The sequence below is a fragment of the Flavobacterium gillisiae genome, assembly GCF_900107635.1.
Taxonomy (GTDB): Bacteria; Bacteroidota; Bacteroidia; order Flavobacteriales; family Flavobacteriaceae; genus Flavobacterium; species Flavobacterium gillisiae.
On the sequence record NZ_FNRD01000001.1, the window covers coordinates 188,763 to 200,744 of the forward strand.

The 11,982-nt window shown below is 32.7% G+C and carries 11 protein-coding genes; 2 read left to right on the forward strand and 9 right to left on the reverse strand.

The window, feature by feature from the left end; translation table 11 throughout:
* Window positions 1-14 precede the first annotated feature (14 nt).
* From BLV35_RS00815 to BLV35_RS00830, 4 genes are read right to left on the reverse strand one after another with little or no spacing between them, the layout of a single operon-like run.
* The gene (locus BLV35_RS00815; protein WP_091083304.1) at window positions 15-1,097 is read right to left on the reverse strand and encodes a sensor histidine kinase; all 1,083 of its coding nucleotides are present in this window, start codon (window positions 1,095-1,097) and stop codon (window positions 15-17) included.
* Window positions 1,098-1,496 (reverse strand): DUF4907 domain-containing protein, encoded by a 399-nt coding sequence (locus BLV35_RS19605; protein WP_317040147.1) that lies wholly within the window; start codon window positions 1,494-1,496, stop codon window positions 1,098-1,100.
* Window positions 1,444-2,448 (reverse strand): Kelch repeat-containing protein, encoded by a 1,005-nt coding sequence (locus BLV35_RS00825; protein ID WP_091083310.1) that lies wholly within the window; start codon window positions 2,446-2,448, stop codon window positions 1,444-1,446. Before BLV35_RS00825 ends, BLV35_RS19605 begins: the two co-directional genes overlap by 53 nt.
* Window positions 2,449-2,464: 16 nt before the next feature.
* Complete coding sequence (locus BLV35_RS00830) at window positions 2,465-3,313, reverse strand: hypothetical protein (protein ID WP_091083313.1); 849 nt, start codon at window positions 3,311-3,313, stop codon at window positions 2,465-2,467.
* Window positions 3,314-3,543: 230 nt separating this feature from the next.
* Between BLV35_RS00830 and BLV35_RS00835 the strand changes: the two genes are divergently transcribed.
* Both BLV35_RS00835 and BLV35_RS00840 read left to right on the forward strand, forming a co-directional pair.
* The gene (locus tag BLV35_RS00835; protein ID WP_091083316.1) at window positions 3,544-4,866 is read left to right on the forward strand and encodes a DUF4270 family protein; all 1,323 of its coding nucleotides are present in this window, start codon (window positions 3,544-3,546) and stop codon (window positions 4,864-4,866) included.
* Window positions 4,867-6,111, forward strand: a complete 1,245-nt coding sequence (locus BLV35_RS00840; protein WP_091083320.1) for a BamG family beta-barrel-assembly machinery protein — start codon at window positions 4,867-4,869, stop codon at window positions 6,109-6,111. It begins immediately after the preceding gene.
* On the opposite strand, the gene murI is transcribed toward BLV35_RS00840, so the two are convergent.
* The 5 genes from murI to BLV35_RS00865 form a co-directional block, all read right to left on the reverse strand.
* Window positions 6,112-6,888, reverse strand: coding sequence for a glutamate racemase (murI, locus tag BLV35_RS00845; protein WP_091083321.1), 777 nt, complete (start codon window positions 6,886-6,888; stop codon window positions 6,112-6,114).
* Window positions 6,889-7,001: 113 nt separating this feature from the next.
* Window positions 7,002-7,502: an OmpH/Skp family outer membrane protein gene (locus BLV35_RS00850; RefSeq protein ID WP_091083324.1), complete on the reverse strand. Its 501-nt coding sequence runs from the start codon at window positions 7,500-7,502 to the stop codon at window positions 7,002-7,004.
* A gap of 26 nt (window positions 7,503-7,528) precedes the next feature.
* On the reverse strand, window positions 7,529-8,542 hold the full coding sequence (locus BLV35_RS00855; protein ID WP_091083326.1) for an OmpH/Skp family outer membrane protein: 1,014 nt from the start codon (window positions 8,540-8,542) through the stop codon (window positions 7,529-7,531).
* Between the two features lie 37 nt (window positions 8,543-8,579).
* Window positions 8,580-11,309, reverse strand: a complete 2,730-nt coding sequence (bamA, locus tag BLV35_RS00860; RefSeq protein WP_091083330.1) for an outer membrane protein assembly factor BamA — start codon at window positions 11,307-11,309, stop codon at window positions 8,580-8,582.
* On the reverse strand, window positions 11,242-11,982 hold the full coding sequence (locus tag BLV35_RS00865; protein ID WP_091083333.1) for an isoprenyl transferase: 741 nt from the start codon (window positions 11,980-11,982) through the stop codon (window positions 11,242-11,244). The genes bamA and BLV35_RS00865 overlap by 68 nt, the downstream gene beginning before the upstream one ends.

Genomic DNA, 11,982 nt, shown 5'->3' on the forward strand with positions numbered 1-11,982 from the left:
CTAAATTATTGCTTTTATTCTTTTAGTTGATCTAGTTTTAAGTTTAAATGCAAACTGTATTTATCAGTTGTTTCTATAATTGTTAGTTTGTGCGCATTTGGGTATAGAAGATTAAGACGGTTTTCCATATTGGTCATGCCAATGCCTGAATTATTGGGGTCTTTAGTATAGTTTTCAATCTTATTTTCAATCCAAAAGTCTAATGTGTTCTCCTCTATTATAATTTTAATTTTCACATAAGTTACCCCTTTATAATCTGTTCCGTATTTAAAGGCATTTTCTATAAATGTAATTAATAACAAGGGTTCAATGTACTTGTTTTTTGTGTCTCCATGAATGTTTATGAAAATATTTTCAATATTACTCAGCCGAAGCTTTTGTAACTCAATATAGTTTTTAATGTAGTTTAATTCTTTTTCAAGAAAAACCGATTTGTTATCAGTTTCATAGAGCATGTACCGCATCATTTCTGATAATGTAACGATGGCATCAGGAACAAGATCTGATTTTTTATACGCTAAAGAGTAAATACTATTTAGTGCATTAAACAAAAAGTGAGGATTTGTTTGTTTCCTTAAATAATTTAATTCGGCCGAAGTTCTATGAGTTTCTGCTACTAGTTTGTTTTGTTGACTGGTATAAATCTCAGATAATGTTTTTATTACGATACTGCTGGCCAATATGAATATGTAGAAAACAGCTGGTAAAAGTCTGAAAATAAAAGGGCGTTTGTTTTTAAAATGTGGTTCTAATGGTAATTGTCCGTTTCTACTAGGTATTAGCGCATTGGGACGTGGCATATCTCTAAATTCAGAAATGGTATAGGTCATTCGAAAAGCCATAAACACAAAAATAATTAAAAGCACGATAGCTAAATAGGAACCATATTTCTTTTGTAAAAGCAATCTAGGGACGAAATAGAAGTAATTAAGATAAAATAATACAATCCCTGTTCCCCATTGAATAAAAAAATCAGGGGTTATGTAGAAAGGACTTTCGTAAAATTGAATCAGTGAGGAACAAATAAAAAAGCACCATACTACAGAATGAATAAGTATGTTGTTCTTTTCGGTGCTTTTAATTTCGTTTAGGGTCATTTAGATTTTTATAGATAATAGAAGTAAATCTTTTTTTGTTACTGTAGGTGATAAATTTGAATTCAATTTCTCTAAAACTAATTGGCCTACTTTAAGTGCTTCTTCCTCTGTTTTGAAACTTTTATTTTCAGAAATAACAGGAATTACAGTTTGTTTTATGATAATCTTTTCTTTTAATGTGATCACATAACCCCATCCATTTTGCGTTTTTAAGGAAGCTAGATTTAAGTTCTCATTTTTTTTGCAAGATATAAATAAAAATAAACATACTAAAAGTAGCTTTGTTATTGTTGATTGAAAGGATAAATTCTTCTGGATTTTTGTCCAGAAGAATTTTTTAGTTGAATTAATTGTCATCATCACTTTGTTCGTCAAATGGTTTAAATTCCCATGAATCATCAAAATATGAAGAACCAGTTCTTCCTAATAAAATAAAACCACGTTCGTTGATTGCAAATCCTGTTGCATCTGTTCTTGCAGAACCTTCAAGAGAAGTTTTTTCTTCCCATACATCATCAGTAGGACTATATTCCCAAATTGATCTTGTACTTTCCCCACATCCTATGTAACCGTATCCATTCATTGAAAATCCTGTCGCATTAGATCTCACAATTACATAATCGTCGTTGTAAGAGTAGTCATCATCATCGTCTTGATCGATGTCTCGTTTTCTTGTCCAGGTATCTGTTGCTGGATCAAACATCCAAAAGTCAACTTGGTAAGTCCCACTATTTACTCCTAATCCTAAATAAGCTTTATTATCGATTACAAATGTGCTAGCTCCTCGTCTTTTGTTTCCGCTGAAACCATTTACTAAGGTCCAAGTATTCGCTGTCGGGCTGTACTGATAAAAGTCTTTTAGATAATTTCCATCATATCCAGTTCCAAAATAGGCTTTTCCGCCGGCTTGAAACCCTACTGCAGAGTAACGAGCTGTTCCTGCGAAATCAGCTTTTTGCGTCCAAGTATTACTAATTGGATCGTATTCGTAGAAATCTTTCAATTTATTGGTCCCATCGTAACCAAGACCTATATATCCTTTTGAATCCAACTCAAACCCTGAAGCAGCACTTCGTCCTACACCGTTGAAATCTGCTTTTTGTTCCCAATAATCACCGTCAGAATTGTAAGCCCAAAGGTCTTTTAAATATTCATCACCTGTGTAACCCGTCGTTACATAAGCATAACTACCAATCACGAAACTTGTAGCACTTGATCTTGCTGGTCCATCAAAAGATGACTTTTTCACCCAGTTTCCTACTAAGTCAGTATCTTCATCGTTACTGCAACTAACCAATACTAATCCCATGATGAGAGTAGAGATTATCATTCCTTTTCTTAAAATATTCATATGTTTACTGTTTTTATTAATGTTTGAATTTTATACCTATGTTGAAAATGTATCCGTTATTATTATTGAAATCGTAGGCTAGGTTTCCGGCATTATCTGTGAGATAAAATTTGTTGTTGAAGCCATATCCTCCTTTAAAATTAATGGACCAGTAAGTGTCTATACTTCGCACATATTCAAATGTTGTAGCCATTTGTGAGTTGGTCATTTTTGTTGTCTTGTTGTAATTGTCATCTAAGTCTTTACTGTCTAAATTGTAAATAGCTCCTTGAAAGTCATTTTTTAGTGAGAATGTATTTCGAGTAGTATTCGAATAAGATACTAGTGATGTTGGAAATCCAATTACTACAACTGTATTTTGATTGATCTGCTGGGTGTATGAAAAGGTTGGTAGTAAATTAGTTTTTCCAAATAGCATGCTGCGCTGTACTCCTGCGGATAGTGAATTTGATTCATTGAATTTGTAATTTATTTGTAAACCTCCTAATAATTGTAAATCTGAAAATCCCATGCTTTTTTCAAAATTGTTTGTTGGCTTTATATCAAGAGTAAAACTTGTTTTTTCATTAATATGGTGCTTGATTGTTAAATCATTTGCTATACTTGAGAAATCAGTAAAATTGTCTTGAAAAGCATATTTTTCTAACTCATAATTCACTCCTATTTTGGTATATCGTATTGTATTTGTAAAAGTGTTTTTTGAATTAATTTTTTTCGAAACTGTAAAACCAACTTCAGTTTCATTTCTTGTTATTTTTTCGGTTGGTGCTGTTTTTGTATTTAAATCTAAAGAGTAGCTGTTTTGACCACTTACTTTTAGAATAGAAAACAGAAGCAATAGGATTGTAAAAATCTTTATTCTCATATTTTTTTTTATTGTTTCAAAAGTAGTTGCATTATCCAGTTTAAAAAAAGAAGATATATGTATTCGCTAATTCCATAGACTAATGAGTCATTTGCATGGCTCAATCAATATTAGTGTTAGGTAATTGAAGTTATAGATGTTTCATGGCTTTTTATAGACATAAAACTTTGAATGGTATATGTTATAATGTAGTATAAAAAGTGCTCTGCTATATTTGTTAAAAAACTTTTATGTATAAGTTATTGTTAGTGCTTTTTCTTGGAGCTTTGATAACCTCTTGTGATTCGGATGTAGATGCAGGAGAGTTTGTAGTAGGGTCAGATTATTTGTCGGTAAGTAATAAAGTGGTATTAGTCGATACTTTAACTGTTGATGTTTCAACAATTAATTTGGACTCCTTAGTCACTTCTAGTCAAAGTAGAATTTTAGTTGGAAATTATGTTGATCCTTATTTTGGAAAGGTAAAATCTGAAAGTTATTTTCAGTTGTCTGGTTCGTCTTATGCTTTGAAAACAGTTAGTTCAGATACTGATTCTCCCAATTATGTTTTTGATTCAATTCGAATGATTTTGAGGCCAGATAAATATTATTATGGAGATACCACATCAGTGCAAACAATCAGTTTACATCGCTTGCTTGAAAAAGTGAAAGTGGAAGATGATGACTATTATTTTTACAATAGCTCAACTCTTGCGTTTGACACAGAAAGTTTAGGCTCCGTTTCGTTTAAACCAAAGCCTATAAGTAAGGATACTGTAGTTGTAAAAGTTAGTGATGTTTTTGGAGAAGCTCTTTTTCAAAGAATAAAAAAACGTGAAATCACTAATTTTGATGAATTCACAGAGTACTTTAAAGGATTAACGATTAAATCAACTTCAACTAATTCAAGCAGTGTTGTGGGGTTTAATACTTCCAGCGTACTTCGGTTGTATTATTCAAAATATTTAGGCGATACAGAAGAGTCTTTAAGTATGGATTTTGGTATTCTAGATGTGGCAAAGCAGTTTAATAATATAAGTTTAGATAGGTCTGGAACGCAAATTAGTGATTTACCTGATTTTACAAGTAGTCTGTCAAGTGTCAAGACAGGGAATAAAGCATATATTCAATCAGGTACAGGTATTGCTTGTAGAATTGATTTTCCCAATATAAAGCAGCTGAAGTACATTTCAGAAAAAGGCGCTATTGTCGATGCTGAACTGATTATAAAGCCAATAAAAAACACATATTCAGACAAGAACTATTCTTTACCTGATTCTTTAAGGGTTTTTGTGGTTGATAAGCTCAATAGGGTAACGGGTACTTTAAATAATACGGGTAGTGCTACCTACGCGGTTTTAAATACTCAAACAGATGAGTTTAATGAAAATATTGGTTATAAGGTTTCCATTGGAGCTTTCTTGCAGAACGAGATGATTAAAAATTCTGATTCTAAGTTATCATTAATATTAACGGTACCTAATATTTTGAAATCGGTAAATCGAGTGATGTTGGGAGATCAAAAAAACAGTAACAATAAAATTCAATTGAAAATTTATTATATTTCTTATTAAATGAAAAATAAAATAGTATTTGCCGGTTTCTTTATCTTTTTGGTAACAACTGCATTTTCACAAAGTATATCTAGTTCGCCGTATTCAATTTATGGACTGGGTAGTTTGTATGATTCTGATTTTGGATCTAATGCTTCCATTGGGTCTTCAGGTATTGCATTGCCTTCCTCAAGTTCGATTAATAATCTTAACCCAGCTTCTTTGGGATTTATGGCTCAAAATCATTTTTTATTTGATGTGGGTGGTAAATCAATTTTTTCCAGTTATGAAAATGGTTCTAATAAGGAAAGTCGAAATAATATTCAATTTTCACATATTGCATTGGCTTTTCCGGTCACACCAAAATCAGCTGTTAGTTTAGCTTTGAAACCGTATTCTAGTGCCACCTATAAAATATCAAATTTACTTTTACCCGTTGAAAACAGTACAGAGGGTTATATTTTAGACGCTGCAGGTACGGGAGGTTTAAATGATGTTAGTATTTCGTATGGATATAAGATTGGAAAAAAATTATCTTTAGGACTTTCAACTAATTTCCTTTTTGGTAACATTACTGACGATAGAAGTTATACCGTTGCAAATTCAGTAACTTCAATAAATAAAACTTCGTATTATAATGGAGCAAGAGTTTCATTAGGGGGGCAGGTGCAAATTGATTCTACCTTGGCTTTTGGTGTTAATGTTAAATCGCCAAGTCAAGTTAAAGCCTCAAAAACCCAATCTGTTGTTTCGTATAATGCCTCTACGCTTACTTCTACAACAGTTGAAACGGATACAGATTATGATGTTAATGATTATTACTTGCCTTTAGAAGTAGGAGTAGGTTTTAGTAAAATTTTTAAAAACAACTTGAATTTAACGATGGACTATTCAAAGAGCTTATGGAACAGCACAAGCCAATCTGATTTGTATGGTACTTATATTAATCAAGACAAGTTTGCAATGGGCTTTTCTTATAATAAAACGAATAGTATTCGTACTTATTTTGATCGAATAAAATATTCGACTGGTTTTAATTATGATACGGGATTTCTAGAAATTGATAACAAGCGCATTAGTAATGTTGCTTTTTCTGTAGGTGTTTCTTTGCCTGTGGAGAATAGGACTTTTTCTGCACTAAACGTGACCTATTCTTACGGTCAAAAAGGGAGTATAAGTAATGGTCTTATTAAAGAAAATTATCATAAAATATCTGTCAATTTAAGTTTAGATGCAATATGGTTTGTTAAAAGAAAATTCGACTAATTAAAAGTCTTTTTCTACAACATCATATTTGTTTCCTAGGATTTCCATTAATACTTTTGGATTTGCATTGGTATAAAAAATAGGTTTGCCATTTTTTTCTGTTGTGAAGCCCACTTTTTCTTTTAATAGGTTCTGCGTTTGTTTAGCGACCGCTTCTCCTGAATCAATTATTTGGATATGATTTGGGAGGATTGCTTTTATTTGCGGAATCAGATAGGGATAATGACTACAACCTAATACTAGATAATCAATATTCGCATCAATCATCGGGGTCAAATAGGAGTGAAGCAATTGCGTCATTTCTGGAGAATTCATTTTTCCACTTTCGATAAGGGGCACTAATCCATGACCTACCTGGTCAATGATTTTAGTGTTTTGGAACTGTTGTGCCGTTTTGTTGAAAAGCTCACTGATAAGAGTTCCCTGAGTAGCCAGAATGCCTATCGTTTGTGTTTTTGAATTCGTGGCGGCAGGTTTTATTGCAGGTTCAATACCAATAAAAGGAATATCATATTTTTCTCTTAGTTCTCGAATTGCATTTGTTGTAGCAGTATTGCAGGCTACGACAATGAGTTTGCAATTCATTTTAAGCAATAAATCAGTGTTTTTCATGCTCAAGGCGATAATCTCGTCTTTCGATTTTTGGCCATAAGGAGCGTTCTTGCTGTCTGCAAGATATATGGTTTTTTCATGGGGAAGCAGCTGGTGAATCTCTTTCCATATTGAAGTGCCGCCAATGCCTGAGTCAAAAATACCTATTGGTTGGTTGTTATCCATCAAAACAAAGTTAAGTGGTATGGATTAATAATCCTAAATAAATCATGGGACAAAAAAATACCGCTCGATCCTAAAGAGGATGAGCGGTATTTTTATATTGAGTTTTGGATTTTCTAGAAACCTAAATCTTTTTTCACGTCAGCAGTCAAGTTAGGACCGTCAGCAAGTAAAAGTGTAGAACCGTCTAATATGTATTGGAAACCTTTTGCTTTTCCAACTTTTTGGATTGAAGTTCTTACTTTTTCCATTAATGGTTTTACAATATCAGATTCTTTTTGTTGTAATTCTTTTTGAGCATTGTCTCTAAAATCAACAATTCTTTTTTGCATGTCCTGAACTTCTTTAGAACGATCTCCGTTTATTGCGTCAGAAACTGTAGCAGACTCAGCTTCGTATTTTTTTAATTTTGCTTGGTATTCTTCAACCATTTTTTTATAATCGGCATCATAAGTTCCGCTTAATTTCTCTAATTGCTTTTGAGCATCTAACATAGCTGGCATTTTAGCCATGATTTCACTTACGTCTACGTGAGCCGTTTTTGCTTGTGCGCTAATTGTTTGATTTGCTCCTAAAATGAATATTGCAGCAATTAATAAAGTTTTAATCTGTTTCATCGTTTTTAAAATATTAAGTAATTAATTTATTGTTTTAGTTTTAATTGTTCTTCTCTGGCCTTCTTAATCGAGTCTCTTTGTTGCAGCACTTGTATTCTTCTTTCTTCTGCAGCTTTCTTGCGATCTTCAATTATTTTTTTGCGGTCTTCCAATATTTTGGCTCTTGCATCAAGTTGTTTTTGTTTGGCGTCTTCGGCTGCTAATTTTGCAGCTTCTTTATCAGCATCTACATTTGATGTATTTTCTTTTACGTCTTCTGTTTTAGATGAGGCAGAAACCGTGCCATTTTTTTTTGCTTCTCTATCAGAAAGCATTTTTTGTCTTTTTTCTTCAAAGTCTGCTTTCTTTTTTTCCTGAGCTAACTTTCGACCTGCGATAATTGAATCTCTTGTGGCTTTTTTATCGTCCAGTATTTTTTGTCTTTCAGCTAAGAAAGGATTGTCTTCAATAGCGTCTTCCTTACTTTGTTTCGCTTCTTGAGCTTCAAGTTGTTTTTTTGTCAACTGTTCCCTTTTTTCTGCTCTGTTCAGTACGCGCAATACTTGGTCGCTTATGTCAAATCTTTTTGCAGCAAACAGCATTGTTAAATCAGAAGACTTGTCGAAAACAAAGTCGTATTTTAGTGTTTCTGCGATGTCTTGAACAGCAGTGAACACTTGGTCCTGAATTGGTTTAACCAAAACAGATTTTTGCATCATCAAATCTCCGTTAGCGCCAAATCTTTTTTGCTGAAAATCCAGCATTTCATTTTCAAGGAACTTTATTTCTAATTCTCTTTCCTCGATCAATCCTTTTGTTAGTAAAGGTTTTTCAGCGGTAAGAGCGTCTTTTATTTTATTGAGTTCGATTTTCTTGGTCTCAATTTCTTGTTTCCACTTTTGTGCTTTTTGCTCCAGTTGGACAGTAGCTTCGGCATAATTGGGTACATTCTGTAGAATATACTCCATATCAATATAGCCTACTTTTGTTCCTCTGGTTTGCGAATGAATTGTATTTACTACAATCAAGGCTAAAAATAGTACTAAAAAATGTTTTCTCATAACTTTATAGTATTAGAAAATCGTGATTCAATTTTTTTTAAAATTGCTGTCCAATAATGAAATGGGTTTCCCATCCATTCGGTTTGCTTAGCCCTGGCAAAGCATCAAAACCATGTCCGAAATCGATACCTAATAATCCAAATGCTGGCATAAATACACGTAATCCAACTCCCGCAGAACGGTTTAAATCAAATGGATTGTATGTTTTAAAATCCGCATAAGATGAACCTGCTTCTAAAAATCCTAATGCATATATAGATGCAGATGATTTTAATGTAATTGGATAACGTAATTCCATAGAGAATTTATTGTATACCGTTGCTCCAATTTGTTCTCCTACACTATTTATAGGTGTCAAAGAGTTGTTAGGGTAACCTCTCAGCTGAATTGTTTCTCTTCCGTCCATTGAGTAATTCGCTAATCCGTCTCCTCCTACATAAAATCTTTCAAATGGTACAACGCCTCTATCTTGATTGTATGCGCCTAAGAATCCAAATTCAGTTAACGTTCGAAGTACTAATTTACCATAAACTTTCGTATACCAATCCGCTTTGAACTTAATTTTGTAATATTCTAACCAATTAAATTTCTTTTGATCCACTAATGCTGGATCTGCAGCTGCATCTTGGTAGTTGAAAACTTTGTTTCCAGAAGCATCAATGTAATCACCAATATTAACTGTGTTTCCGTTTGCGTCTACTTGATTTGATCGGTCGGTAGTATTCTTTAATTTATATTCTTCTTTGTCTCCTAATGTTGCATAATCTGTTCCGTTTATAAGAGAATATGGAGCAGTTAGTTTTGCTGAAATGCTAAATTCTGAACCATAAGTTGGGAATATAGGATTCACCCCTTTGTTACTTCTAGATAATCCAATGGTGTATGCTAAGTTTCTTGAAGCTCCATTTCCAAAGGTAAATAATCCCGTATTATAATTGTTCAAATCATAATGTTGGTAACTAATCGATTGTGATAATACAAAAAAGTCATCTGGCACTGTTAATCTTTTAGCCAATCCCACAGATAGTGTAAGGATATTGAAACTTTTATCTTTGTCTACACTTTGAGTAATATAATTATTTAAAAATTGTTTACTGTAAGATATGGAAGAACTAAATGAAACTGGTTTCTTTTGTCCAAACCATGGTTCAGAAAACGAAACACTATAGGTTTGGAAATACGTACTTGCCTGAAGTCTTAAAGATACTTTCTGTCCGTCACCCATTGGTAAAGGTTTATATGCTTCCTTATTAAGTAGGTTTCTTGCCGAGAAATTGTTGAAAGATAGTCCTAAAGTACCAATGAAACCTCCACCACCATAACCTCCTTGAAGTTCGATCTGGCTAGATCCTTTTTCAACAAGATTGTATTCAATATCAACTGTTCCTGCTGAAGCATCTACATTTTTAAATTTAGGGTCGATTGCTTCGGGGTCAAAAAATCCTAATTGCCCAATTTCACGAATAGTTCTAACCAATAACTCTTTGCTGTATTTTTCTCCAGGCTTAGTTCTTAATTCTCTATAAATGACGCGATCATTTGTTTTGTCGTTTCCTACCACCGTAATTTTATTAAAATAGGCTAGTGGACCTTCATTAACTCTGATTTCAAAATCAATTGTATCGTTAACAGTTCTTACTTCAACGGCGTTGATGTTTGAAAATAAATATCCGTTATTTTGATATAGATTTGTAATGTCTTCTCCGTCTGGTTTTGACTTGTCTGCTATTCTTTTTTCAAGAAGTACTCCATTATATGTTTCTCCTTTCTTAACACCAACTATTCTGCTTAGTAATTGATCTGGATAAACGGTATTCCCTAAAAACTTAATGTTTCCAAAATAATATTTATTTCCTTCTTCGACATTAATCTTTATGGATAATGCGTTTTTATCTTTAAGATAAGTAATGGAATCAGAAATTATTCTAGCATCTCTATATCCTTTTTCTTTATAGGAAGCGATTACTTTTTCTAAATCGGTTTTGTATTTTGCTTTTATGAATTTTGAAGCCTTCAATACATGAAAGATACTTTTCTCTTTGGTGTCCTTCATCGCTTTGCGTAAAGTTTTATCTGATAATTTTTCGTTACCAATAAAATCAATTTCAGCGATTTTAATTTTTTCACCTTTATCAATATTTACAACCATATTTACCTGGTTGACAGTTGATGTATCTGGTACAATGTTTATGTTAACCTTAGTATTGTAGTATCCGTCTTTCTTGTATTTGTTTTCTATGTAGTTTTTTGTCGTAGTTATTAAGTTTTCGTTAACTACTTTGCTTTTTGTCAGTCCGTTGTCTTTAATTAAAGCATCGGTTTTGTTTTTCTTAACTCCAACAAACTTCACGTTATTTAATTTCGGCAATTCTTTGATTTCTAAATCAAGATAGATGCTGTCATTTTCGATTCTGTTGATGTAAAATGAAATTTCGTCAAAAAGACCTAATTTCCCAAGCTTTTTAATAGCGCTACTGATTTCTTCTCCAGGAACTGTAATTTCCTGTCCTTTTTCAAGTCCAGCAAAAGTTACAACCGTTTGGTCATTGAAACTGATTTTGTTAGTAAGGACAACATCGGCTAATATGTATTTTTGACCTTGATCGAAAGGAACTCTTTCTTGAGCTTTAATTTGTGAAAAACTACCTAGTAAAACTAGGGTAAGGACTGCTTTTATACTTTTATTCAACACTAAAAAATTATTTAATTTGTTCACTTGTTTTTCCAAATCTACGTTCTCTTTTTTGATAACTAATGATAGCCTCATATAAATTCTGTTCTTTAAAGTCTGGCCACAATACATCAGTAAAATACAATTCTGCATAGGCTATTTGCCATAGCAGAAAATTACTTATTCTATGTTCTCCGCTTGTTCTTATTAATAAATCTACATCCGGTAAATTTTGCGTGTAAAGATGCTCATTTATAATTGAATCGTCAATAGAGTCTATTGAAATTATATTATTTTTAACTTTATTACTGATGTTTTTCACCGCATTTACGATTTCTTCTCTCGAACCATAACTCAATGCTAATGTTAATGTCATGTGAGTATTGTCCTTAGTTTTGTTTATTACATCAAGGAGTTCCTTTTGAGCTGATTGGGGTAGTTTTTCTAAATTACCTATCGTATTCAATTTGATGTTGTTTTCTAGAAGTGTTGGGAGTTCTTTTTTTAATGACTTTATCAAGATCTTCATTAAAGTATCCACTTCTAGTTTAGGTCGGTTCCAGTTCTCCGTCGAAAAGGCATAGAGAGTTAAGTTTTTGACACCTAATTTAGCACAGGTTTTTATAATGATTTTTACGGATTTTGTTCCGCTCTCATGCCCGAAAGCTCTAAGTAAACCTTGTTGTTTTGCCCATCGTCCATTACCGTCCATTATTATGGCTAAATGTTGTGGTAAATTATTCTTGTCTATATTTTCTAGTAAGTCCAT

Bases quoted from the DNA above. Each gene is read 5' to 3' on its own strand.
- BLV35_RS00840 (WP_091083320.1), top strand. From the start codon at position 4,867: ATGAAAAATAAAATAGTATTTGCCGGTTTCTTTATCTTTTTGGTAACA.
- BLV35_RS00855 (WP_091083326.1), bottom strand. From the start codon at position 8,542: ATGAGAAAACATTTTTTAGTACTATTTTTAGCCTTGATTGTAGTAAAT.
- BLV35_RS00865 (WP_091083333.1), bottom strand. From the start codon at position 11,982: ATGGACTTACTAGAAAATATAGACAAGAATAATTTACCACAACATTTA.
- BLV35_RS00850 (WP_091083324.1), bottom strand. From the start codon at position 7,502: ATGAAACAGATTAAAACTTTATTAATTGCTGCAATATTCATTTTAGGA.
- BLV35_RS00830 (WP_091083313.1), bottom strand. From the start codon at position 3,313: ATGAGAATAAAGATTTTTACAATCCTATTGCTTCTGTTTTCTATTCTA.
- BLV35_RS00815 (WP_091083304.1), bottom strand. From the start codon at position 1,097: ATGACCCTAAACGAAATTAAAAGCACCGAAAAGAACAACATACTTATT.
- bamA (WP_091083330.1), bottom strand. From the start codon at position 11,309: ATGAGGCTATCATTAGTTATCAAAAAAGAGAACGTAGATTTGGAAAAA.
- BLV35_RS19605 (WP_317040147.1), bottom strand. From the start codon at position 1,496: ATGATTCATGGGAATTTAAACCATTTGACGAACAAAGTGATGATGACA.
- murI (WP_091083321.1), bottom strand. From the start codon at position 6,888: ATGGATAACAACCAACCAATAGGTATTTTTGACTCAGGCATTGGCGGC.
- BLV35_RS00825 (WP_091083310.1), bottom strand. From the start codon at position 2,448: ATGAATATTTTAAGAAAAGGAATGATAATCTCTACTCTCATCATGGGA.
- BLV35_RS00835 (WP_091083316.1), top strand. From the start codon at position 3,544: ATGTATAAGTTATTGTTAGTGCTTTTTCTTGGAGCTTTGATAACCTCT.